At 38.8% G+C, this 25847-nt stretch carries 19 protein-coding genes, 1 pseudogene and 1 other annotated feature; of the genes and pseudogenes, 14 read left to right on the top strand and 6 right to left on the bottom strand.

The genetic code is table 11. The features are described from left to right. Window position 1: 1 nt before the first annotated feature. From V7122_RS16370 to V7122_RS16340, 7 genes are all read left to right on the top strand, one after another. Window positions 2-1288 carry a DNA polymerase IV gene (locus V7122_RS16370; protein ID WP_335527586.1) on the top strand — a complete coding sequence of 429 codons (1287 nt, stop codon included), beginning with the start codon at window positions 2-4 and terminating at the stop codon, window positions 1286-1288. 82 nt (window positions 1289-1370) lie between these two features. Next, complete coding sequence (gene rnz / locus V7122_RS16365) at window positions 1371-2300, top strand: ribonuclease Z (protein ID WP_335347720.1); 930 nt, start codon at window positions 1371-1373, stop codon at window positions 2298-2300. 70 nt (window positions 2301-2370) lie between these two features. Further along, window positions 2371-2584 (top strand) — a binding site (T-box leader). Window positions 2585-2719: 135 nt separating this feature from the next. After that, a complete protein-coding gene (locus V7122_RS16360; protein WP_335347722.1) occupies window positions 2720-4081 on the top strand; it encodes a sodium-dependent transporter in 1362 nt (453 codons plus the stop codon). A gap of 1077 nt (window positions 4082-5158) precedes the next feature. Then, entirely contained in the window at window positions 5159-5998 is an 840-nt protein-coding gene (locus V7122_RS16355) for an ABC transporter ATP-binding protein (protein WP_335347954.1), read from the top strand. A 20-nt stretch (window positions 5999-6018) separates the two neighbouring features. Beyond that, window positions 6019-6870: an ABC transporter permease gene (locus V7122_RS16350; RefSeq protein WP_335347953.1), complete on the top strand. Its 852-nt coding sequence runs from the start codon at window positions 6019-6021 to the stop codon at window positions 6868-6870. 45 nt (window positions 6871-6915) lie between these two features. Then, complete coding sequence (locus V7122_RS16345; RefSeq protein ID WP_335527582.1) at window positions 6916-7935, top strand: ABC transporter substrate-binding protein; 1020 nt, start codon at window positions 6916-6918, stop codon at window positions 7933-7935. Window positions 7936-8277: 342 nt separating this feature from the next. Further along, the gene (locus V7122_RS16340; protein ID WP_335527579.1) at window positions 8278-9228 is read left to right on the top strand and encodes a hydroxyacid dehydrogenase; all 951 of its coding nucleotides are present in this window, start codon (window positions 8278-8280) and stop codon (window positions 9226-9228) included. Window positions 9229-9436: 208 nt separating this feature from the next. Here V7122_RS16340 and namA read toward each other — a convergent pair whose 3' ends face one another. Together namA and proC are read right to left on the bottom strand one after the other, a co-directional pair. Beyond that, window positions 9437-10456: an NADPH dehydrogenase NamA gene (gene namA / locus V7122_RS16335; protein ID WP_335527575.1), complete on the bottom strand. Its 1020-nt coding sequence runs from the start codon at window positions 10454-10456 to the stop codon at window positions 9437-9439. A gap of 180 nt (window positions 10457-10636) precedes the next feature. Further along, entirely contained in the window at window positions 10637-11467 is an 831-nt protein-coding gene (gene proC / locus V7122_RS16330) for a pyrroline-5-carboxylate reductase (protein ID WP_335347949.1), read from the bottom strand. Window positions 11468-12128: 661 nt separating this feature from the next. On the opposite strand from proC, the gene V7122_RS16325 reads away from it, so the two are divergent. Together V7122_RS16325 and V7122_RS16320 are read left to right on the top strand one after the other, a co-directional pair. Beyond that, window positions 12129-15866: an endonuclease gene (locus V7122_RS16325; protein WP_335527572.1), complete on the top strand. Its 3738-nt coding sequence runs from the start codon at window positions 12129-12131 to the stop codon at window positions 15864-15866. A gap of 156 nt (window positions 15867-16022) precedes the next feature. Continuing rightward, a complete protein-coding gene (locus V7122_RS16320) occupies window positions 16023-16823 on the top strand; it encodes an ABC transporter ATP-binding protein (protein WP_335347532.1) in 801 nt (266 codons plus the stop codon). 120 nt (window positions 16824-16943) lie between these two features. On the opposite strand, the gene V7122_RS16315 is transcribed toward V7122_RS16320, so the two are convergent. The 3 genes from V7122_RS16315 to V7122_RS16305 all read right to left on the bottom strand — a co-directional run bounded on the left by V7122_RS16315 (window position 16944) and on the right by V7122_RS16305 (window position 20080). Further along, window positions 16944-17660, bottom strand: coding sequence for an aspartate/glutamate racemase family protein (locus tag V7122_RS16315; protein WP_335347533.1), 717 nt, complete (start codon window positions 17658-17660; stop codon window positions 16944-16946). Window positions 17661-17737: 77 nt separating this feature from the next. After that, entirely contained in the window at window positions 17738-18988 is a 1251-nt protein-coding gene (locus V7122_RS16310; protein ID WP_335347534.1) for a dicarboxylate/amino acid:cation symporter, read from the bottom strand. 84 nt (window positions 18989-19072) lie between these two features. Next, window positions 19073-20080 (bottom strand): D-cysteine desulfhydrase, encoded by a 1008-nt coding sequence (locus tag V7122_RS16305; RefSeq protein ID WP_335527567.1) that lies wholly within the window; start codon window positions 20078-20080, stop codon window positions 19073-19075. A gap of 131 nt (window positions 20081-20211) precedes the next feature. Between V7122_RS16305 and V7122_RS16300 the strand changes: the two genes are divergently transcribed. The 5 genes and pseudogenes from V7122_RS16300 to V7122_RS16280 all read left to right on the top strand — a co-directional run bounded on the left by V7122_RS16300 (window position 20212) and on the right by V7122_RS16280 (window position 24745). Next, window positions 20212-21099, top strand: coding sequence for a LysR family transcriptional regulator (locus tag V7122_RS16300; RefSeq protein WP_335347536.1), 888 nt, complete (start codon window positions 20212-20214; stop codon window positions 21097-21099). Between the two features lie 69 nt (window positions 21100-21168). Beyond that, a complete protein-coding gene (locus V7122_RS16295) occupies window positions 21169-21543 on the top strand; it encodes a RidA family protein (protein WP_335347537.1) in 375 nt (124 codons plus the stop codon). 55 nt (window positions 21544-21598) lie between these two features. After that, on the top strand, window positions 21599-22702 hold the full coding sequence (locus V7122_RS16290) for a threonine synthase (protein ID WP_335347540.1): 1104 nt from the start codon (window positions 21599-21601) through the stop codon (window positions 22700-22702). A 72-nt stretch (window positions 22703-22774) separates the two neighbouring features. Next, a complete protein-coding gene (locus V7122_RS16285) occupies window positions 22775-23881 on the top strand; it encodes a D-TA family PLP-dependent enzyme (RefSeq protein WP_335355449.1) in 1107 nt (368 codons plus the stop codon). Window positions 23882-24067: 186 nt separating this feature from the next. Further along, window positions 24068-24745 (top strand): annotated as a pseudogene (locus V7122_RS16280) (SOS response-associated peptidase). A 17-nt stretch (window positions 24746-24762) separates the two neighbouring features. Here V7122_RS16280 and V7122_RS16275 read toward each other — a convergent pair. After that, window positions 24763-25683, bottom strand: coding sequence for an LCP family glycopolymer transferase (locus V7122_RS16275; RefSeq protein WP_335527564.1), 921 nt, complete (start codon window positions 25681-25683; stop codon window positions 24763-24765). Between the last annotated feature and the right edge of the window lie 164 nt (window positions 25684-25847).

Below are 25847 nucleotides of genomic sequence, written 5' to 3'. Positions count from 1 at the left end.
CATGAAACAAATGTATCCGAAAAATGGCCGAGTCATTTTACATGTTGATATGAATAGTTTTTATGCATCAGTCGAAATGGCATACGATCCCACATTAAAAGGGAAGCCGCTTGCAATCGCAGGGAATCCCGCCGAAAGGAGAGGGATCATTGTAACATGCAGCTACGAGGCAAGAAGCTTTGGTGTTCGAACAACTATGCCGCTCTGGGAGGCGAAAAAGCTATGCCCGCAGCTCATTGTTAAAAAGCCGAATTTTGATAGATATCGTGCCGCTTCCATCGGGATGTTTGAGATCCTTAATGAATATTCTGATCTTGTTGAACCCGTTTCGATTGATGAAGGATATGTTGATATTACGAATAGCTATGAGCACGGAACACCGCCCGAAATTGCGGAGAAAATCCAAAAGCAGATTTTCCAGCAGCTTGATTTGCCTTGCAGTATTGGGATTGCGCCAAATAAGTTTTTGGCAAAAACAGCTTCCGATATGAAAAAGCCAATGGGAATTACAGTTTTAAGGAAAAGAGATGTTCCTAATATTCTTTGGCCTTTGGAAGTTGAAAGCATGCATGGTGTCGGAAGGAAAACGGGAGAAAAATTGCGGAGTCTTCATATTCATACTATTGGAGATCTAGCAGCTGCAAATGATATCCAGCTTAAATCGGCACTCGGGATTAATGGTCTTCGTTTAAAGGAAAGGGCAAATGGGATAGATCGAAGAATGGTCGATCCAGAAGCTGCTTCTGAATTCAAAAGTGTTGGGAATTCTACTACACTGCCAAGAGACTACTCCAATCAGCAAGAGCTGCTTCATGTAATAGAGGATCTTGCAGGAACAGTTTCCACTCGGCTCAAAAGAAAAAAGGTTCTTACCGCTGCTTTAAGTATCATGATTCGTTATAAGGATAGAAAAACAGTGACAAGAAGCAAAAAGCTGCCAAACCCGATTCAAAAAAGCGAAGATATTTTTGCAGCCGCAAAGCAATTATTCTTAAAACATTGGAATGGCGACCCTGTAAGGCTGTTGGGAGTTACCGGCATGGAATTAGTGGAACATAATGAAGCAGTTAAACAACTGGATCTTTTTAATTATGAACTGGAAGCAAAGAAGGAACCACTATTCGAGGCCCTAACCAATTTGCGTGAAAAATATGGTTCACAGATTATTGACACTGCAGCCGGCATGCCAGAAATAAAAAAACAACAGCAAGGGATTGGAACAGAAACTAGCTTTAATAAGGATTTTCTTCATGATTTCTCTACACATTCAGATCAAGAAAAAGGGTAGAGAGATTTCGCTAGTTGCTATCCATTGGAAAGGATATGGTATAGTAAAAAATAATGAGTTGAACTGAAAAAGGAGAATATTTATGGATGTTTTTTTCTTAGGGACAGGGGCCGGGATGCCTGCTAAGGCGAGAAATGTAACCTCTATTGCGTTAAAGCTACTGGAGGAACGAGGATCAATTTGGCTATTTGATTGTGGGGAAGCTACTCAGCACCAAATTTTACATACATCAATTAAACCGCGAAGAATTGAAAAAATCTTTATTACCCACCTTCACGGCGATCATATTTACGGTCTGCCTGGTTTGCTTTCGAGCCGCTCCTTTCAAGGCGGGGAATCAGAGGTAACCTTATATGGACCAAAGGGTATTAAGGAATATGTGGAAGTATCCTTAGCCATTAGCCAAACTTATTTAAAATATCCTCTAGCGATTATTGAAATTGAAGAAGGGGTCATTTTTGAAGACGAGGAATTTTTCGTTGAAGCCCGGCTCCTTGAGCATGGAATTCCTTCATATGGTTATAGAATTGTGGAAAAGGATAGACCTGGAACCCTACTGGCGGAGAAGCTCCTAGAGGCAGGCATAAAGCCAGGACCTCTTTATAAAAGGATCAAAAATGGGGAGCAGGTTGTTCTTGATGATGGCCGTGTTATTCATCCATCTGAATTTTTAGGACCAGTGCAAAAGGGCAGAATCGTGACAATCCTTGGAGATACTCGAAAATGTGAGGCGGCTATTGAATTGGCTAAAGGGGCAGATATGCTCATTCACGAAGCAACCTTTTCTGCGGGAGAGGAGCATCTTGCCTATGAATATTATCATTCCACAACGACACAGGCAGCAGAGGTTGCAAAATCAGCATGCGCAAAAAAGCTTTGCCTAACACATATCAGCTCGCGATATGATCGAAAGGATTGGCTGAGATTAGTTCAAGAATCGGAAGCTATTTTTTCCAATACCGAAATGGCAATGGACTTTAAAGAGATCTCTATAGCGGTTGGAAAAAAGTAATTTAAAATATTCTTGTTGACATATATACACGGGCATACTATAATCTCACTTAAACTTAAATTATTATATTAGTAAAGCTATGAAGAGAATTAATTAAGTCTTATTTCCCTGTTTTAAGAGAGTTAGTGGCTGGTGAAAACTAACACAAAGATAAGATGAATTTCAGCTTGGAGCTTTTTTACTGTCTTGACTGGCGGTAAAACGGTCATTCCGTTAACATGTTGAGTGGAAAGTCACATGCTTTCAAAAAGGGTGGTACCGCGTGAAATATTCACGTCCCTTTTATGAAGCTGTGGCTTTTTTGTTTTCTCGGAAAAAAATCAGAGTTAATACTCGGAATTTTCCTTATCTTCGAACGAAGACTCTTATGTTAATTAGCACTTATTTTTAATCAGATTTTGATTTCAGGAGGAAGCATGATGCAGCAAGATGAACAATGGTCTTCGAAAATAGGATTTATTTTAGCTTCTGCCGGTTCGGCAATCGGGCTCGGCGCGATTTGGAAGCTTCCGTACGTCACAGGGGTGAGCGGAGGCGGTGCCTTTATTTTATTATTTTTGATTTTTTCCCTGCTTATCGGTTTTCCGCTGCTATTAGGTGAATTCGTCATTGGACGCAGCACTGGAAAAGAGGCAATTTCCGCATATAAAGCGATTGCCCCTAGGTCAAAATGGCATTGGATTGGCTATTTAGGCGTTTTTACATGCTTTCTGTTATTATCCTTTTATAGTGTTATCGGCGGCTGGATTATTCAGTATTTGTATTATAATGTAAAGGATTTAATTGGAGTGTCTGAAGGCGTTGATTATGAAGCACTGTTTGGAGCTACTGTATCTAATCCGCTTCAAGTTGTGATTGCTCAAGGCATCTTTCTAATGATTACAATCATTGTCGTTGCGAGAGGCGTGCAGGCTGGAATTGAGAAAATAAGTAAAATCATGATGCCCGCTTTGTTTATATTATTTATCATCTTAATATTCCGCTCGCTTACATTGAATAACGCAATGGATGGGGTAAGCTTCTTTTTAAAGCCTGATTTTTCAAGCTTAACGTCAGAAAGTGTTCTTTATGCAATGGGGCAATCGTTTTTCTCATTAAGTGTGGGGGTATCCGTCATGGTTACCTATAGCTCTTACTTATCTAAAAAAGAAAACTTGCTACAACCAGCTTTATCCGTTGTGATAATGAATCTATTTATTTCTCTTCTTGCAGGACTGGCGATATTTCCGGCAGTGTTTTCTCTAGGTTTTGAGCCAACAGCAGGACCTGGGCTTTTGTTTATCGTTTTACCTTCCGTTTTTGACCAAATTCTTTTTGGCGATTGGTTTTTGCTGCTGTTCCTTGCTTTATTCTTATTTGCAACATTAACATCGGCGTTTTCAATGCTTGAAATCGTTGTAGCTGCGATTACGAGTAAAAAGGGAAAAGGTAGAAGTGCGATTTCTTGGATCATGGGAGCCGCGATTTTCTTAGTTGGGATCCCGTCAGCCCTTTCGTTTAGCACGCTTTCTGATATTACATTTTTCGGAAAAAGCATTTTCGACAGTGCAGACTTTCTTGTCAGCAATGTTTTAATGCCTACTGGCGCATTCCTCATTTCTATTTTTGTTTCTTATAAAATGAAGAAAGATTTATTAAGAAGTGAACTGATTCAAGGGTCAAAAGGATTCCATCTAATTTTTACTGTGTGGTATTTATTGATGCGATATGTTGTTCCACTTGTTATTATTATCGTCTTTTTAGATTCATTGGATTTTCTAAGATATATAGTTGAAAAGTAGCGGAGATTTATTTGAGAATGGCGGCAATTTATTTGCGAAAAAGCATAAAACAGGACGGGAAAGTTCTCCCATCCTGTTTTATTTTTTAGACCAGCCCCGCTCGTATTCTCAATACAGTGGCTTGTATTCCAATTTTAGGAAGCCGTTTAGCGGGAGTCTGACCCTAAAGAAATCCCAAAGAAACCAAAAAATATATTTGAAAACTTTGTTATATTTAAAAAGTATTTTCTTAGTGATCATTACATACGTCTTTACAAAGCGGTTGTACAATTTCCCTACACTTAACGCTTTCTACCAAATAAACTGTTGCTATGCGAGACTGCACATTCAGTTCTTCAAATAGTTTACGAAATAGAATATATAGAGTATTCATATAATTTATTCTGAAAATTCTCAAAAGTTGGTATTGACTAATTTTTCTGTAAATGGTTTAATGATATCCAAGTGGTAGAGTCACTGATCCTGGGATGGTCCTACTCCTTAAATTTCATAATTTCATAATTTCATAATTTCATAATGATGAAGGAGGCAGGTAAAGTGAGCAAAGCAAGTTCAGCTGCAGCTGTTGGTGAAAAGAAGCTGTCAACGAAACACGATTTTCTCATTCAAATTGATTCTTTTTGAATTTATTTGATGCATGATCAAATTAGCCAGACTACATGATATATAGCATTATAGGACCATCAATTAATTTTATGCCCATAAGGAATATCACCCTTTGCGACTACCTCGACTGTTGAATTGTCATCCATGTACACACCGATGACCTTTTCACCTTCTTTAATTTTGCTCGTTGCCACACCTACATGATCGCCTTGATTGCACGACAAAATAACAAAATTCGCTGTTTTTATCAACGAAAAAGATGGTTGCCATTCTTAAAGGAGCAATACCAACACTTATTTTAAAATTTCAGAAAAATTTAAAAACTATCGATAATACCAAATACTTGTTGTCCGAACATAATGTAGAAGACTGGATTTCCTATAGGGTAGCAGTAAAAACTATTAAATTGCTTTAACTTTCCAGGTTCACATAAATTTGTTCTGCTTCAAATTATAAGGAGGTCAGTACGAAATGGGAAATCAACAACAATTACCCACGCTAGATAGAAGCCTTTATGGCGATTCCCAGGCAGGTAAGCAAAGAGAAAATGAACATAACGAACAGCCACAACAAATATTATCCGTGAAAAATGTAAAGATTGGGTACGAAGTTGAAAATGAATTTAACCTAGTAATCAATGATATTAGCTTTGATATTCGGTCTGGAGAAACAATAATGATGATCGGACCTTCGGGATGTGGAAAATCGACTTTGTTAAAGACGATTGCTGGTTTTAACAAGCCTATTGCTGGAGATATTTTACTTGCGGGACGTACTGACCTAGAGCCTGGGCCTGACCGTGCTGTTGTCTTTCAGGAGCACGATCAACTTTTTCCTTGGCGAACAGTTTTCGATAATTTAGTTTATTCCCTACGTGTCACCGGTCGGAAAAAAAGTGAAGCCATTGATAGCGCAAAATACTACCTTGAAATGACAAATCTTTCAAGGGCTCATGATCTATATCCTCATCAGTTGTCTGGTGGTATGAAACAACGTGTAGCAATTGCACGTGCTCTCGCCCTTGAACCTTCAATGCTCTTGATGGATGAACCATTTGGTGCTTTGGATGCGCTTACACGCACTCGCTTACAGGAAGAGCTAAGGTTAATTGCTGAAAAAACACGTGTGACTATTTTTTTTGTAACTCATAGTATTGAAGAGGCAGTGCTTCTCGCTGATCGAATCATCGTACTCACTCATCCACCATCGTACATTGCGGAAATTGTCAATGTTGGCGATAAGGCCAAAAACTTGGAAAGCGACGAATCCATCGAGATACAACAACACTTGCGTAAACTGTTAGGAAGCTAGATTAATAGGGGGTGACAAATATGTCGATAGAAAGTAAGGTTCTTAAAGAAGCGCCAGTGAAAAGTAAAGTAAAAGGAAATAATTTTTCATGGTCCCAGTTACCCGCATGGGCAAGACAAACACTTCTTTTAGTCGTTATTCTGCTATTGTGGCAAATTACTTTTAAGGTTATGGATATAAACCCTTTACTCCTATCAAGCCCTTCGGAAATTGGAAAAGTGTTCTGGCAAAATTGGATAAATGGGACTCTCTTGAGCGTAACTGTAGCTACAATGAAAATATTACTCCTCGGTATGTTTATAGGGATTGTTGTTGCTGCAATATTAACTACTCTTGCTACTTGGACGCAAATAGGAAATGATTTACTTACATTACTTACGGCGGTATTAAATCCAATTCCGGCAATAGGTGTGTTGCCTCTCGCAATTATTTGGTTTGGCCTAACCCCTACTTCTCTAGTTTTTGTACTAGCTAATGCAATCACATGGCCAATTGCAATCAATGTTAGCATGGGCTTTCGCACGGTTTCTCCAACAATTCTGATGGTAGGGAGAAATTTGGGACTGCGCGGATGGAGATTGGTAAAAGACGTTTACATGCCAGCTGCGTTACCTCACATGATCTCTGGTCTAAAGACAGGATGGGCATTTGGTTGGCGGACCATTATTGCGGCAGAGTTGGTTTTTGGTGTTGCGGGCAGCGGAGGCGGTCTTGGCTTTTTTATCAGTCAGGCGCGTTTCTTCTTGAAAATTCCTGATATGTTTGCCGGTCTTGTGACGATTTCTTTGATTGGGATATTGTTTGATGTGTTGTTCAATCAAATTGAGAAGAAAACTGTTATCAGGTGGGGTATGAAGGCTCAAGGTAAATAAAACAAATTTTCAGTATGTTGAAAATTGGAAAAGGGGTGTTGGTTGATGTTGAAAGTCCGGGGTTTAATTAAAAATTTCTTTATTATGATAATATCATTCACTATGTTTCTGTTTCTTGCTGGATGCGGCGGCGGTTCGGCGGAACAGGCTAATCAAAAAGATGGCGATAATAACGTTGCCAAGCAAGACATGACCATTGTTGTTCAACCGGGTCTTGGATATGCTCCATTAACTATTTTACGGGAAATGGCTTGGCTTGATGAAGAACTTCCAAATGTGAATATTGAATGGAAAACCTTGGCTTCGGGTGCTGCGATTAGAGATGGTCTCCTTGCCGGTCAAATTCAGGTTGGTGCAGGCGGAATTGGTCCCTTTCTTCTCGGTTGGGATAAGGGAGTGAAATGGAAAATTTTGAGCTCAATGGACAACATGGAGTTATGGCTTATGGGTAAAGATCCTAACAAACAAAGTTTAGAAGACTTCGGCCCAAAAGATCAAATTGCGATGCCCGGGCTGGATTCAATTCAATCTGTTGTTTTACGAAAAGGTGCGCTTGAACAACTGGGTGATGCAAGAAGTTTAGATGAAAATATGGTCGCATTAGAGCACCCAACCGCTATGCAAGCTCTCTTAAGTGATCAAATTTCTGCGCATCTCACTGCCCCGCCATACCAAATGCAAGAGGAAGCTGAGGGTGCACACATAATTTTAAAAAGCTATGAACTTTTCGGGGAACACACCTTCAATAGTATTTGGGTTACAGAAGATTACTATAATGATAATCGCGAATTAATGAATGTATTATACAAAAACGTTCAACGAGCGATTGATTTGCTAAACGATGATCCAGATCAAGCCGCCGAAATTCTTTCAAGAGATTCCGATGGGAGTCCTTCGGCAGAACAGTACAAAGAATGGATAACGCAAGACTATATTAAGTATACTTCCAAGCCCAATGGATTCATCAATTTTGCTGAGGTCATGAAGGAGTTGAAAATGATTGACAAAATCCCTGCTTGTGAGGATATCTTGCATGATACACTAGGGAATCCTGGCGAATGCTGATGGTCGTACGAACGATGATTATATCGGACTACTTCAATCTTGACACGGATCGGATTGGCGCTTGAAAGTGTTAAATTCAACATATTATTCCATACCATCATGTTAACGGTGCCGGAGCACTTTGCAAAAATGCTTGAATCTGACAATGACTAGGTAGGCAAAACCCCGTGAATATGCATAAGGATGTATATTCACGGGGTTTTGTGACTACTTGTGAAAATTGTAGCCCCTGAATTCATCTAGGTGAACGGAATCGAAATCCAAGTAAGTGACGAAGAAATAATAAGAATCAGCAAGATATTAAAAGAAAATTTAAATTTATTTATTTAGGGAGGGTATATCATGAAAGTATTGGTCACCGAAGTAATGTGGGAAGAAGGACTTGTGGAATTGAAAAGGCTGGGCTTTGATGTTCATTACGACTTACATTTATGGAATGACCGCGAGGCCCTTCTAGAGCGAGTCAATGATGTTGATGCACTCATAGTACGGAATCAAACAAAGGTAGATAAAGAGCTGCTTGAGAAGGCTCTTGAATTAAAGGTCATTGGCAGGTTAGGAGTCGGATTGGAAAACATTGCAGTAGATGATGCAAAAAAACGTGGAATTCAAACGGTTGTTCCTCGTTATGCGAACGCCACCTCTGTTGCAGAATATGTGATGGCGGCAATATTGATGGCGAACCGGCCGCTTTTTTTAACAAATGAAGATGTTAGAAAAGGAAACTGGGACCGGAAGCAACATACTGGCAGGGAAATTTTTCATAAAGTGATTGGGCTCGTTGGGCTCGGCGAGATTTCCCACCGTGTTGCGAAACGGGCAAAAGCGTTCGGCATGAATGTAATCGGATACGATCCTTTTTTAACCCCATATGATCATATTGTTGCAGAAACATCCGTTCAATTGAAAAATACGTTGGAAGATGTGTTAATCTCAGCTGACTTTATTTCTATACATGTTCCACTTACCTCATCAACAAAAAATTTAATATCTGAGTCACAGCTATCCTCCATGAAACAATCGGCTTATATTATAAACACTTCTAGGGGTGGTATTATAGATGAAGAAGCCCTTTACTACGCATTGAAAGAAGGAACGATAGCGGGAGCATATTTAGATGTTTTGGAATCGGAGCCGATCGATCAGATGAATCCGCTGCTACAATTGGACAGCGTCATTTTTTCACCGCATATTGCCGGGCTGACGACCGAGTCTCAAGTGCGGATATCCTTATTGGTTGCACAAGAGGTTGGAAAAGTGCTTGATGGGAGAGGGTCTCTATGTCTTGTATAAGGCTCCTTGCTTAAACGCTTCAGTCGTGTCTGTATTTCTTCAAGATACCTATCGTAGTTGTAAAAAAGTAATTATATCATCATTTTTTGATTCTTTGAATATTATTTAAGAGAGATAGCTGAAAAGCAGCGGAGAGTTATTTGCGAAAGCGGCAAATTTGATTGCGAAAAAGCACAAAACAGGATGGAACTCCATCCTGTTTTATATTTTATATCCAGCCCCGCTCATATTGCTTAGGTGATTCGATTATTACTCCGAGCTCTTTGGCTGCAGTTCTTGGCCAAAACGGATCTCGCAGAAGCTCGCGTCCGATAAAGATTAAATCAGCGCGATTATTTTGCAGTATCTCTTCTGCATGCAGTGGGGATGTAATTAAACCGACTGCGCCTGTTGATAGATCAGCAGCTTTTTTAATTTTTTCAGCAAACGGTACTTGATAGCCAGGATACGTATGTATCCTAGCAGGAACAACTGCACCCGAACTGCAATCAATTAGGTCAACGCCTTGCTCCTTCATCCAGCCTGCCATTTGAACATAATCGTCCACATTTAAACCTTCTTCATGATAATCATTTGCTGATATTCTAACAAAAAGCGGCCCGTCCCAAACAGAATTAATAGCATCAATGATCTCACGCAGGAATAGGTAACGATTTTCTGCTGAGCCTCCATAATTATCTGTACGCTTGTTTGATAATGGGGAGAGAAATTCATTAATTAGGTAGCCATGAGCCCCATGAATTTCTATGACATCAAAACCTGCTTTTTTTGCTCTTACAGCTCCTTGCTTAAATGCTTCAATCGTGTCTTGAATGTCTTCAACCGACATTTCCTTTGGTGTTTTCATTTTTTCATTAAATGCGAGGGCAGAAGGGGCAATAATTTCTCCTTCAAGAACTGCTTTTCTCCCAGCATGGGCAAGCTGGATACCTGTTGCTGAGCCGTGTTCCTTCATTAAATCAGTTAGCTCTTTTAATCCTTCGATATGTTCATCGCTCCAAATACCTAAATCATTAGGCGAAATTCGTCCTTGGGGTGTGACAGCAGTAGCTTCAATAATAATGAGTCCAACCTGGCCGACAGCACGGCTCGTATAGTGAGTTCGATGCCAATTTTCCACCTTCCCGTCTTCATTAGGGCAAGAGTACATACACATTGGCGACATGACAATTCGATTTTTAAAGGTCGTGTTTTTAATTGTAAACGGGGAAAATAGCTTTGTTTCCATAAAGAGCCTCCTTTTTTACTTCATAAATAGTATATCAATGAAGTACAGTTTATAGAAAAAATTGCCCCAATATTTGGTAGTCCTTTTTATGCAATTTGCTCAGTCGATATTTCGTACCTCTCGCAACTCCTAGGTGTAAATGTCAGGATACTGGCAAGAGTGATGGGGTTCAAAATGTTTTTACACACTAATTTCTGAACCGAATGCCTTGCCAAGTCTTTTTGACTGTGCAGCAGCTTCTTTTATACAATCAATAAACGCATTTTGTACACTATAGGAATCCAAAACTTTAATTCCCGCTTCAGTTGTTCCGCCTGGGCTTGTCACCTCTTTACGCAGTTGCTTTGGCTCTTTCGTTGACTTTGAGAGCATTTCAGCCGCACCAAGTAATGTTTGCACAATCAATTCCTTCGCAACCGTCTTTTCAAGTCCGATGTCCATTGCACTTTTTTCCATTGCTTCCGCGAGATAGTATATATAGGCTGGTCCGCTGCCAGACAATCCAGTGACAGCGTCAAGCTGCTCTTCCTGTACAATCGTCGTTAAGCCAACGGTTTCAAACATTTTCGAAACTAGCTTCATTTGCTCGTTCGATACTTTTTCATTGACTGCAAGTGCAGTTGCGGATTTTCCTACAGCTGCTGATGTATTTGGCATGGCTCTTACAATAGACAGTGGCTTTTCCGCCAGCTTTTCAATACTGCTAATTCCTACTCCAGCTAAAACGGATATCACAAGGATTTCTTCTGTTAAGTAATTCTTTATTCGTGAAATGGCATCTGCCGCATCTTTAGGCTTCATTGCGAGAAAGACCATATCAGTATCTTGAAAAATTTCATCTAATTGATAGGTCGATTGGACACCGAATCGGTTTTGAAGCTCAGTTAATTTTTCTTGATCAGCCTTATTCGTTACCCAAATCCTCTTGCTATCAACTAATTTATTTTCAACTAAACCAGAAATTAATGCTTCTGCCATGGATCCTGCACCGATAAAAGCTATTCTCTTCATGTTGTGACCTCCTTAATTAATATTTATTGTTTTATTAAACAGTAGTTATGAACGTTCAGAGAAAATAAAAAAGCCCTCTCATCCATGTAAAGGACGAAAGGACTTTTGCTTTTCGCGGTACCACCTTAATTACCCTTCTCAGAAAGGTTATATTCTTGAAAAAGGCATCTCTATTCCGTTAACGCCGGAAGCTCGTTTAGGTTTTCCTAACTGCTCATAAGGTAGGTTTCAATGGTCAAGTGGACGGTGAAGCCTTTCAGCCGCTGAGCTTCACTCTCTTTCGCCGTTATCCATTTACTGGCCTTATTCATCGCTTTTTTCTTGTTTTCAATTAATCAAACAATAGGAACTTTCAAATAATATTAATTGTGATTATGGAGGAGGACAAGTGTGTTTGTCAAGGGTTATTTAATTATTTTTTGAAAAGGGGGACTTTTCCAACATTTACTTCGGTAACCTGCTTGAAAGTGAAAAATAGGAATAAAGTTATTTCTAATAGAAAAAACTGAGTAAAACATCCTATTAGCTCGATAGTCTTATAATATCATTTTTGGTAAAATTTATAAAATTTACATAAATGCAATTGTACAGTTAATAGAGCCATGCTTAACTAGAAGTGAAATAGCATTTTGCCAAATTAATAGAGTATGGAGGAGATTGAATGATAGGAAGGCTTCAGAAAAAAACTTTCAGCATTGTAGTAACCCTCACCATGATTTTCAGCTTATTTGCTCCATTTCATGTTTCAAAAGCCGCTGGGACTATAACCGTTGCAGAGGCCATCGCCAATAATAGCGGAAAGGGAACAGTGGAGGGGTATATTGTAGGGATTACGAATAATGGACCTAAGTATCAGCATACTGGGCCATTTACGGTTAACACCAATATTGCCATTGCTGATTCTGCAAATGAAACAGATGGTAAGAAAATTTTGCCTGTACAGCTGACTCAAGGTGCTATTAGAGACGAATTAAATCTTCGAGATCATCCAGAAAATCTCGGAAAGAAAATCCAAATTACAGGAAGTTTAGAAGCTTATTTTGGAGTCCCTGGATTGAAAAGTCCTACAGGCTATTCCTTTAGCGATGACTCAGAACCTAAAAAGGTACAAGCAGTTACAGCAAGCCCTGCTGGAGGAACTATCGTAAAAGGGACTAAAGTTTCACTTGCTACAGCTACAGAAGAAGCAGAAATCTATTTCAGTGTAGATGGATCAGAGCCGACAACGTCAAGTACACTTTATACGGATCCTATTGAAATAAATGCTCCTATTACAATCAAAGCGGTTGCTGTAAAACAAGGATTGGAAAATAGTGAAGTGGCTGTGTTTGATTATGCGATTCAGCAGGAAGTCATTCGCATTCATGATATCCAAGGTGCTGGTCACTCTTCCCCATATGCGGATCAAAACGTTGCTGGTGTTGAGGGGATCGTTACAAAGGTTGTTGACGGAAGTAATTTTTATATGCAGGATAGACAGCCGGATCATGACCCAAATACGTCTGAAGGTATTTTAGTTTATAAAAAATCTCACGGAGTTAAAGTAGGGGATGTTGTAAAAGTTAGCGGTCAGGTGAAGGAATGGGTTTTAGAAGGATATGCGGAAAAACTGCAAACAGACCTTCCTGTTACTGAAATAAATGCTTCCAATATCCAAATAATTGCAAGCAACCAATCGCTTCCGGCACCGGTTGTAATCGGCGTTGACCGGATGCTTCCCTTAGAAGTTATTGATAATGATCGTTTTGAGAATTTTGATCCTAGCGAAGATGGAATTGACTTTTTTGAAAGCTTAGAAGGGATGCTTGTACAAATAAATAACCCTAAAGTAGTCGCACCGCAAAAATATGGTGAAGTCATTGTTGTTCCTGAAGATGTTCCAACAAATACGACAGCTGGCGGATTGCGTATTACTGAGGCCGATTTTAACCCAGAAAGAATGACCATTGATATCGATGACACTAGATTCGTTGCCAAAATGGGAGATCGCTTTCAAGGCTCGATTCAAGGAGTTGTCAGCTATGGCTTCAGCAACTATAAAATATTGAGTGATCGTGTAGCATTGCCCCCTCTTGTTGAAGGTTATAATGTAAGGGAAATAACGCCGATTATATTTGATGAAAACAAATTAACGATTGCTTCTTACAATGTTGAAAACTTTTCAACAAAAACAGATGATTCAAAGGTTACTAAACTGGCAGAAGCCATTGTAACGAGTATGAAGCAGCCGGATATTATTGGTTTAACAGAGGTTCAGGATAATGATGGATCAACAGATAGCGGAACGACTGACGCCAGCCAAAGCGCTGCGAAATTAATTGCAAAAATTGAATCACTCGGTGGGCCAACATACACATATACAGATATTGCACCTGAAGATAAAGTGGATGGCGGGCAGCCTGGTGGAAATATTCGTGTCGGCTTCCTTTATAATGAGGAACGTGTATCACTTGTTCCAGGGACAAAAGGAACGGCCACTCAGGCAGTTGGATTTGAAAATGGCAAGCTTACGTTAAACCCTGGGCGCATTGATCCAACGAATTCAGCGTTTGAATCTAGCCGAAAACCATTAGCAGCACAATTTGAATTTAATGGCGAGAGTATCATCCTTGTCGCTAATCATTTTAACTCTAAAGGCGGAGATCTTCCTCTGTTTGGAAAAGTGCAGCCGCCTATCTTAAATAGTGAAGTCCAACGCATGCAAATTGCTGCGATTGTAAACAATTTTGTCAAGGACGTTCAAGCAAAAGATCCGAATGCAAACATTGTTTTGCTTGGTGATTTTAATGACTTTGAATTCTCAAATCCTCTGCACGTTCTAAAAGGGCAGGAATTGACAAACATGATTGAAAAAGTTCCTGCAGAAGAGCGTTTTACGTACAACTATCAAGGAAATGCGCAAGTTCTGGATCATATTTTAGTATCAAATAATCTTGCTGCTTCAACTGAAGTGGATATTGTTCATATTAACTCTGGTTTCATGGAAGAGCATGGCCGTGCAAGCGATCATGACCCTGTTTTGATTCAAACTGCATTAAAAGAGCCAACAAAACCAGAAGAGCCGAAGTATGACAGAGTGTATGATCTAGTCGGCTACAAAGCGAAGAAACTTGTTATTGGACCACATAATGCCTTAATTATCATGGATAAGACTTCCTCCATTACAGAGGGGATTTGGCTGAAAAAATCAGCTACTCTAAAAGGGGAGGGCTTGAAGAAAACGACGGTTGTGGTCAGCTCTGCTCAAAAAGGTACTATTGTTGATTTAACTGGAACAGAAGTTAAAGAGGTACTGATTGAAAAGGATAAAGTGCAGGAAATTAGAGGTGCTGAAAACGTTCAATCATGGTCTGTTGGTAAAAAGGTTGACACTTCTCATATAAAATTTACCAACTCAAAGGGAGAAGAAATTCCATCTCCGTTCGCTCCAAAAGAAAACAAAGCACCTGTAATGTCCAAGCCATTAGAAAAAATCACTGCTAAAACAGGCGAGCAAGTCTCGCTTGAATTAAGCGAGCATTTCTCAGATCCAGATGGAGATCAATTGTCTTACACATCATCACTTGGAAAGATAACGAACGGCTCCCGTCTTACTCTTTCGACTGAAGAAATTGGCACATTCTTAGTGGCGGTTACTGTTAAAGATGGAAATGGCGGAGAGTTAACAGCCCGCTTCTCATTTACGGTAGAAGAGAAGGGGCAATTTGATGGATATTATGAATCGGCTTCAGGTAAAACTGGGGCGGATTTGAAGTTTGCTCTCCACAACATTATTCGAGAGCAAACGAAAATTTCTTATAGTAATGTATGGGATGCACTAAGAGAGACGGATGAGGATCCGAATAATAGTGACAATATTATACTGCTATACAAAGGGGAGTCCCGTTCAAAGCTTGCGAACGGCGGGAATGTTGGTCAATGGAATCGCGAGCATGTTTGGGCGCAATCACATGGCGGGTTCGGAACGAGTATAGGACCGGGCACCGATATTCATCATCTTCGTCCAACTGATGTACAGATTAATAGTTCAAGAGGAAATCTTGACTTTAATAATGGCGGAACCCCAGTTAGCGGCTGTGATGGCTGCTTCAGAACTTCGAATTCTTGGGAACCGCCAGACAGAGTAAAGGGAGACGTAGCTAGAATGCTCTTCTATATGGCTGTTCGCTATGAAGGAACGAATGGCGAAATTGACTTAGAATTAAACGATAAAGTTGGTAATGGCTCGCAGCCGTATCATGGCAAGCTATCCGTTCTACTAAAGTGGCATCTGCAAGATCCTGTAGATGATTTCGAACTAAACCGCAACAATATCATTTATGAAAAATGGCAGCACAACCGTAATCCATTTATCGATCATCCCGAATGGGCGGAAATGATTTGGGGAGAGGCAATCTAAAAGTAAATCTTGCTTCATAAATAATGTTTTTAGATAAAGAAGCTATCGCTTAATATGGCGTTGGCTTCTTTTCTCTTTAAAACAAAATAGGTTTGTGCTATTGTCGAATTAAAATGATTATTGGGAAATTTTAAATATAGAAAGAGAGGATAACGAATGGGGAATATTGTAACTTTCAAAAATGTTTCATGGCGCAGGAACGGCGAGGAAATCTTAAGCAATCTAAATTGGAGCATAGGTCAAAATGAGCATTGGGCCATTCTTGGTTTAAATGGATCAGGAAAGACTTCTCTTTTAAATATTGTAACCGGCTATCAATTTCCGACAGCAGGAGAAGTAGCTGTCCTTGGAAATATATTTGGAAAAACGAATTTACCAGAGCTTCGCAGAGAAATTGGGTTCGTCAGCAGCTCATTGGACCGGTTTTCTAATAGCTTGAATCATGAAACGGTCGAAGACATTGTTTTAAGCGGAAAGTTTGCATCCATCGGTTTGTATGAAGAGGTTTCAACGAAAGATGTCGAAAAGGCAGAGTCAATAATAAACAGTCTTCGCCTCGATTACCTTAAAGGGAAGCACTTCCGTCTTTTATCACAAGGTGAAAAGAGACGAGTGCTAATCGCGAGAGCATTAATGAGCAATCCTAAGCTTCTCATACTTGATGAGCCGTGCACAGGTCTAGATGTTCTTTCTCGGGAGGAAGTTCTTTTTCTTATCAAGGCAATTGTCAATAACAATTGCCATTTAATTTATGTGACTCACCATATTGAAGAGTTAGTCGAAGAAATTACTCACGCCTTGCTTCTGCGTGATGGAAAGATCGTAGCCGCAGGACCTAAGAGAGAGGTTTTGACAGATGAATTATTATCGGAAACCTTTAAAACCCCGGTCGGTGTGCGCTGGGAAGAGGATAGGCCGTGGTTGACAGTAAAAAAAGAAAATATTATTAGTCTATAAAATTTAGGATATAAAAAACAACCCTGAATTTTCTGCTTAGCATAAAAAATTCAGGGTTTCTGCTTATAAAAAGGATAAAACTTTGTGATATGTTAACTATAATGTCTTTGGAAATGGATTTTAATATGTTAATTTAATCCCTTTTGCCTGTTCAACAGCCATTAAAGCGAGTAATTGTGTGGGGTTTATTTTGACGACATCACTCGTTAAATAAGGAAATATAAGTGGGATCTCAGTACAGCCCCCAATACAAGCTAATATCTCTTCCTCCATTTCATATCGATTTAATATAGTGCTAAGCTGCTTAATATAAACATTGGTTTCAATGTGACCTGCCTTTACTTCTTTAATAGTAAGATCAATAATTTCTTGATCTTGGTCTTTGGGCACACACAAATGAAGGCCTAAGGAATGAAAATCATTTTGATACAAATTTGTTTGGATAGTAGCCCTTGAGGCCAGAAGTATCATTTTACCAGAAAAATGGGGATAATCTCTTTGGATGTATGTTGCTGTATTATGAATCATACTATAGATTGGGACTTTAATAGTCTTTTGTAATTGATCTAACCAAAAATGAGCTGTGTTACACGGCATAATAATAAAATCAACTCCTGCCGCTTCCAATTGTTGCGCAGATTCAACCATCATTGGTAATGGGTTTTCAGTTCCTTGTAAGATTGCTGGAACCCTAGGCGGTATTTGAGGGTGATTATCTACAATAATACGTAAATGTTCTTGATCCGTTTTAGCAGGAGTATTTCTCACAATTTCAGTAAATAAATCGACTGTTGCCATTGGACCCATACCACCTAGTATCCCAATTTTTTTACTCATTTAAATAGCTCCCCTTGTCTATATCGTAAGGTATTACCTTTATCAATCTTTATGATACGATACTTACTGTAAACTTCTTACAAACTAACGGCACTCGATTCATCCTCTGTTTCGGCGAGTTTCTTGCCACCCCATTTAAAAAGTAATATAGCGGCAACCGTATTCCCAAAAACATTGACAGCTGTCCGCCCCATATCCATAAATCGGTCGACTCCTGTTATTAAAGCGATTGCTTCTAATGGAAGATTAAGAGATGTTAGAATAACTGACAAAACGACTAATGAAGCTGCAGGTACATTTGCTGTTCCTTTGTTAGCAATTAAGGTTGTTATAAGAATCGTTAAAATAGTAGGCAAACTTAAATGCATACCATATGCTTCTGCTATAAAACAAACAGCGAGAGACTGATAAAGTGCTGCACCATCAAGGTTGAAACTATAACCTAGTGGAAGGACAAAAGAAACCACTTTGTTTGGTATCCCCGACTTCTCGAGAATATTCATGTGTACAGGTAAAGTAACTTCAGAAGAGGTAGTAGTAAATCCTAAAAGCAATGGTTCCATTACTTTTTTAGTATACGAGAAAGGATTTATTTTAAGGGAGGCAAGTATAATCCAGAATAATACCATAATAACAAGCAAGCCAATATACATGACCCCAATTAATTTTGCCAATCCTAATATAACGCTGCCGCCTTGAGTGGCAAACACCCATGCCATGATCGCTGCTACAGCTACCGGAGCCGTTGCTACAACTCCTTTAGTCAATCTGAACATAGCTTCAAGAATACCTTCTAGAAAGTTAATGACAACTTTGGCTTTATCGCCTATAGCAGATAATGATAGACCGAAACAAATAGCAAAAAAGAGAGTTGGAATAATTTTTTGCTCGGCCATTGCATTCACAACATTGTCGGGAATGAGATCAGTGATAAATTTAACCCAATCAATTGATGTTGCAAGATTTGCCGGAAGAGTACCTGTTGCCTGTAAGGTCACTCCTGCTGCAGGATGAAAAATAGCATTTAACGTAATACCTAAAATAATACAAAACCCAGTAGCTAAATAAAACCAGATAAAAGCCAGTCCTCCAAGACGACCTAACTCTTTACGATTTGAGCCCATCTTGTAGATTCCCAAAGTAACAGCTGAAAATACAAGCGGTATAACAATCATTTTAATGGCTTTAATAAATAAAGTCCCGATAGGTTGGAGGTTTGCTCCAAAACTTGGCCATAGTAACCCAATAATGGTACCTAAGATTAATCCAATAATAATAAGAGCCCATAGAGGTAATTTTTTAAATCCTGATTTTTTCTTATGTTCCATATAAAAGAGCCTCCTTTACAAATTTTTTTTACTTTTACTTATACTTATTTCAATAATCTTCTCTACTAAATAGAGAAGATTACTTTACGATGATTTTGAGAAAAACATAGAATCATACGCATATAACGCTGGTGAACCTCCAGTATGAAGAAAGAGGACTTGATCATCGTTTTTAAAAAATCCATTTCGTATCAGATCAATCAAACCAGCAGCCACTTTACCTGTATATACGGGATCAAGCAAAATACCTTCATGCTCTGCAAATAATTTTATTGCTTCGATCATCCCAGGTGTAGGAAGGGAATACCCTTGGCCAACATATTGATCATAACAATTAATGAGTTCTTTCGGGACATCACTTGTTATACCGACATACTTTGCAGTTTTTTGTACTAGGCGATAAACAAGTTCTTCTTGCTCGTCCTTTTTTCGACTGACATTCATACCGATAATTGGGGTAGGTGTATTTGTGCCATACAACCCTGTTACAAGGCCAGCGTGTGTTCCTGCACTGCCACTTGCGGTAACAATATAGTCTAAGTTTAGCCCCATATCGAATGTTTGTTTTAATAACTCCTGTGCACAAGCCACATAGCCTGTTGCACCAACCTCATTTGATCCGCCTCCAGGGATTATGTAGGCTTTCCTTCCTTCCATAGCTAATTTATTTTGAACTTCCTCCATCGCTTCCATCATATTTGTTCCGCGCGAAACTACACTAATCCCATCTGCACCTAATAATTTAAATAAAAAATTATTGCCATTAGCGTCTGGTGAATAACTATTAGGGACTCGTTCTTCAAGTACAAGATGGCACTGGAGCTGCTCTTTAACCGCCGCGGCAAGAGTAAGTCGACAATGATTTGATTGTACAGCTCCGCAGGTAATTAACGTGTCAGCCCCCTGCTCAAGGGCGTCGGCAACAAGAAATTCCAATTTTCTTGTTTTATTACCTCCAGCGGCTAATCCAAGTAAATCATCTCGTTTCACATAAATTGTTGGACCACCTAAGGCTTTTGAAAGATTAGAAAGCTTTTCAATAGGAGTAACGTATTCGGTATATCGTTTTCGTGGAAAGCGGGCTAAATCCATTTTTGAAATCCTCCTTTTTTCATTAGTATTAATATTTCTAATATTCATACTAATGTGTTAACCTTAGTTAGTAAAACGAATTTTTTTAATAACGATTATAAGTTTTTCTAATGGAAAGGGGGGAGATGAAGGTGGACCATCAGTTAAACATCTTTTTAACTGTTGCTGAACAGCACAGTTTCTCTAAAACTGCCGATAAACTATACATCACGCAATCAGCTGTTAGTCAGGCGATAAAATCCCTAGAAAAAAAGTTTGGCATTGAGCTTTTGGAGCGTAGCAACAAATATATTGGGTTAACTAAAGCTGGAAAAATTTTATATTATCATGGGAAAGAAATTATGGAGCAATATGCACTTGTGGACAAATTCATACATGAAATACAAACGACAGCAAGTGGTGCATTATGGATTGGAGCAAGCTACACGTTCGGCGAATACTCACTTCCAAAAGTTATGAATGAGTTTAAAGCCAATTATCCAAATATTAAACCAAAAATAACGATTAAAAACACACATCGTATCATTGAACAACTACTTCGGCGCGAATTAGATATTGGAATTATTAATGGTCGAATTCAACATCCTAACCTACTAATCAAACCCTTTGCCGTAGACGAAATGGTTGTGATTGTCCCCTACAATCATCCATTGGGATGTAAGAAAGCAGTTACTGCAGAAGAACTGAAATTTGAAACATGGGTAATTCGCGAATCTGGCTCTGGTACTCGGGAAGTTACGGACCATATGTTTCATCAGACTGGAATTGAGCCTAAAGAAATAATGGAATTTGGCAGCCTCCAAATTATTAAGGAGTCTGTGGAGGTTGGTTTAGGGATTTCCTATATTTCTAAAGGGGCGATTAGAAAGGAATTAGCATTAGGAACGCTTCGAGCATTAAACATTAAAGGATTTGATTCAACACAACACTTCTTTTACGCGACTAGAGACACACAAATTCAAACTAAAGCTGCTGAATTATTTATTCATTTCCTTGAAAAATCACATGGGGAATTTTAAGCATTTTTTCAATTTATCAGAGGGAGAGTTATTAATAGAAAATCAAATCAATAAATTAGGAGTGTCTAAATGGAGAGCATATTTCAGGTAGGGAATTTGAAGTCAAACGGCCATTATGCGCTAGCAACGATTCATAATGATGTCGTTTACGTATCTGGCCAATTTGCCATTGACCCCATAACTCAACAAAAGAAATTTGGTACAATTGAAGATGAAACGCTGCAAGCACTGAAAAACATTGAGTATATTTTAAATGAGGCAGGCAGCCAAAAGAATCAAATTTTGCGGATGACACTTTATATTCCGGATATACAATTATGGGATCGTGTTGACCGTGTCTACAAAGAATTCTTCGGAAACCATAAACCAGCACGATCCGTTGTACCAACAAATGAGCTGCATTTTGGTTTTAAAATAGAAATTGAAGCTATTGCATATATTTAAGTTATGAATCTATTAATCTTAATAGTTTCATTTTGACAAAAAGGGGTGAAAAACAATTAAGGAACAATATGTGTGTTATTCATGTGAAACTAAATATAATGTGACAGAAAATATATGGAAGTGCAAATGTGGAGGGATGTTAGACTTAATAAAAGAAAGGATTACCATTGATATATTAAAGTTGCGAGAAAAACCCGCAACGATGTGGCGGTACATAGATGCTATGCCATTTAAAAATAACTCTGGCATATGGCAAGCAGTTACATTGGGGGAAGGATATACTCCGTTAATTATATTAGATCAATCAGAGCCGAATAGCTTTGTCAAAGTAGACTATATGATGCCTACTTTGTCTTTTAAAGATCGTGGTGCAGCAGTATTAATTGCTAAAGCAAAAGAAATAGGTGTTACGAAAGTCATTGCCGATAGTAGTGGGAACGCAGGAACTTCGATTGCGGCATATGCCTCACGTGCTGGTATAGCTTGTGATATTTTCCTCAGAGAAGGAACATCCCCGAAAAAAATTGCACAGGTTAAAGCGCATGGTGCAAACGTTCGGGCAATCAATGGTACACGGGAAGAGGTAGCTAAAGCTGCGCAAAAAGCAGTAAATGAAGAGAATGTATTCTATGCAAGTCATGTGTATAACCCCTTTTTTTATGAGGGAACCAAAACATATGCTTATGAAATTTGGGAACAGATGAAATGTGTACCTGATGCCCTTATTATTCCTGTTGGAAATGGTACTTTGTTGTTAGGCGCCTATTATGGATTCAAGGAATTACTAGAGAATGGGCTTATATCGAAAATGCCGAAGTTAATTGCGATTCAAGCAGAAAATTGTGCACCACTAGCAAAAGTATTTATGAATAATGAAACGTTTGAACCTGTCCAAAATAACGGCACAATAGCGGAAGGGATTGCAATAGCAGCACCAGCACGTTCAGTTCAAATTTTAGAAGCAATTCGTGCTACGAATGGAGAAATGATAACAACAACCGAAGAAGAAATTGTACAAGCACGTATTACATTAGCAAGGAAAGGTTTTTATGTAGAACCGACAACTGCTGCGAACTACGCTGGATACTTAAAATACAATCATTCGCCCGCTGAAACGATTATTATTCCTTTATGCGGAGCAGGAATTAAGTCTAATTAACCGAATATTTTGATTGGAAGCCGGAAGTCTTGTGGAGATTGAAACTATAGCAGCCATAAAGGAGAGAGATAAATGAAATATTTCGAGTTAGAAACACCAGCACTTTTAATTGATAGAAAAATAATGATGGATAATCTTTATTCAATGCAAAATTATGCTGATGAATACAAAGTGAACTTACGACCGCATACGAAAACTCATAAAATACCTAAGCTGGCCCAATTACAAGAGGAGTTAGGAGCTGTAGGTATTACGGTAGCAAAAGTAGGGGAAGCCGAGGTAATGGCTGAAAGCGGTTTAAAGAACATTTTTATTGCCAATGAGATTGTCGGTAAATCAAAAATTGAACGAATTAGAAAACTATCTGAGAACATTGACATCTCTTTTGGCATCGATAATATCTATCAAGTAAATGAAATTGAAGAGGTTTTCGAAGGAGCAAAGAAAAAAGCTCAAGTTCTTGTAGAAATTGAGGTTGGAGAGGAACGCTCCGGGATTATTGAAGAAAATGATTTTCGTATTTTATTAGAAGCTGTTAAAGGGTGTAAAAATGTTGAATTTAAAGGTGTTTTTTCTCATGATGGACATACTTATAAGGCAGAAAATATAGAAGAATGCAGAGAGCTCTATGTTGCAAGTGTAAAAAGAACATTGTATTTTGCGGAAATAGCAGAAGAGATGGGCCTCAAACCAAAAGTCGTAAGTATCGGTTCTACTCCACCTTTCATACTGAAATTTGAAATACCAAAAGGTGTCACGGAAATTAGACCAGGGACTTATATCTTTATGGATTCCTCCCAGGCAAATGTAATCGGTACGTATGACCAATGCGCTGCATCAGTTCTTACGACAATCATTAGTAAGCCAACTAAGGAACGAGTTATTACAGACGTAGGAGCGAAAGGAATTACAGCTCAAACTAGAAGTAAAGGACTTACAAAAACAAAAGGTCTTGGTCTTATTAAAGAATTTGATGATGTCCATATTTTTGGTGTTTTTGACGAACATGCTATCATTTACAATGAGGATTTCAGCAACCAAGTGAATGTAGGAGATAAAGTGCAAATCATCCCTAACCATATTTGCCCGGTTTGTAATTTATATGAAAAAGCCTTTCTAATTTCGGAAGATGAAATCGTGGAAGAGTTATTGGTAGAATGTAGGGGGAAATTGCAATAAATCAATCTTCTCCTATATAGATTAAAAGAAAGGGTTAGCTATTCATAGTTTATTTGTGAATGGCTAACCCTTTTGTTTTGCTTTACAAATAAGATAATTTGGTGCATTACGAGGACTCCATTACTTATTTTGAAAGTAACCGCTAATTCCTGATAAAATAAACAAAACAATCATGAGGTGATCTATATGTGCGGCCGTTTCACATTAACAGCTTCTTTCGAGCAAATTATTGACCGGTTTGATATCGAACAATTTATTGAAGAAGATTTATTTTCTCCAAATTACAATGTGGCTCCTTCACAATCTGTTTTATCGGTCATCAATGATGGCAGTAAAAACAGATTAGGTTTTTTAAGATGGGGCTTAATCCCCTCCTGGGCAAAAGACGAGAAAATTGGCTACAAACTGATTAATGCAAGGGCTGAAACGTTAAATGAGAAACCTAGCTTTCGCCATGCATACAAGAATAGACGCTGTTTAGTCATTGCTGACAGCTTCTATGAATGGAAGCGGCATGATGATAATACGAAGACTCCGATACGGATAAAACTGAAGTCGGATCAGCTATTTGCGATGGCTGGTTTATGGGAACAATGGAAATCTCCACAAGGGAAATCGGTATTCACCTGCTCTGTGATCACGACAACACCCAATGATCTCGTAAAAGACATTCATGATCGTATGCCAGTTATTTTAAAGCCGGAAGATGAAAAAAATTAGCTGGATCGAACAATCACTGATACAGCTTATTTAGATCAATTCCTTAAGCCGCTTGATAAGGAACTGATGGAGACATATGAAGTATCTTCACTCGTCAATTCGCCAAAGAATAATTCAGTGGAATTGATTCAGAGAATATGTTAGGAAGTTTTTATTTTTATTTATTGTAATTCTAAATGTTTTTTTAATTCACCTTGAACACGCTGCTTTTCCTCATCAGGAACAATGAAGTAGTATATCCGGTTCATTATTGCATTGCTTCCCTCGATGGATATTTGGTCAACTTGCTTAGCAGCTGATCGATAATTTTTTTGAATGTCAACCATCTCATCCAATTCTAGATTTGTTTTTATATTTTCGCCTAATGTACTAAAAATCTCTTTATAATTGATGAGTGAGGAGATGCTTGCCCCTTCTTTAAGAATAGCGAGTATGATTTGTCGTTGTCTACCTTGGCGGCCAAAGTCTCCTCTCGGGTCCTCATACCTCATGCGGGAAAATGATAATGCATCTTCCCCATTTAACGTCAATTCCCCTTTTGGGAAATGTTTCCCCTCTGAGGTAAAGTCTAAGTCATTATGGACGGTTATCCCTCCTAATGAATCAATAACCTTTATAAAACCTTCCATATTTATTTGAATATAAAAATCAATCGGCATATCTAAAAAGTTCTCCACTGTCGCTATGGCCATTTCTGCTCCGCCAAATGCAAAGGCATGATTAATTTTGTCATCTGTACCACGACCGATGATCTCCGTTCTAGTATCTCGCGGAATACTGAGCATCTTAACAGAATTTAAACTTGGGTTCACTGTCAGTACGATCATTGAGTCCGAACGGCCGCGGTCACCTTCAGCTTCATCGACACCAAGCAGCAAAACAGAAAAAGGTTCTTGTTTTGTTAATGTGATTTCTTCGTTCCTCTTTTCTGATATTTCTCGTTTGATCGGCTGATGCATGGTTACGACAGCTTCTGTGATAGATTTATAAATTAAATACCCGTATATTGCCGTTCCTATTAAAATTAATAGCATAGTAATTCCCGTTATATAAAGGCATGTTTTCTTTTTGCCGAACCTCATTTTCTTCCTCCATAAATTCGACTTTTCTTTTATCGCAGATTAACGGGCTGTAAGACCCCCACTTCAAGAAGCTATGTAAAACTATAAATTTCTAAGTGGGGGATCAACAGCCCGTAAAGGCCCGGATTTAGGAACACAGACTAAGAACGCCACGTCCTGTGGCA

Source organism: Bacillus sp. JJ1532 (genome assembly GCF_036965085.1).
GTDB lineage: Bacteria > Bacillota > Bacilli > Bacillales > Cytobacillaceae > Cytobacillus.
Note: the sequence above shows the minus strand (reverse complement) of the source record. Positions and strands in the feature narration are given on the sequence as shown.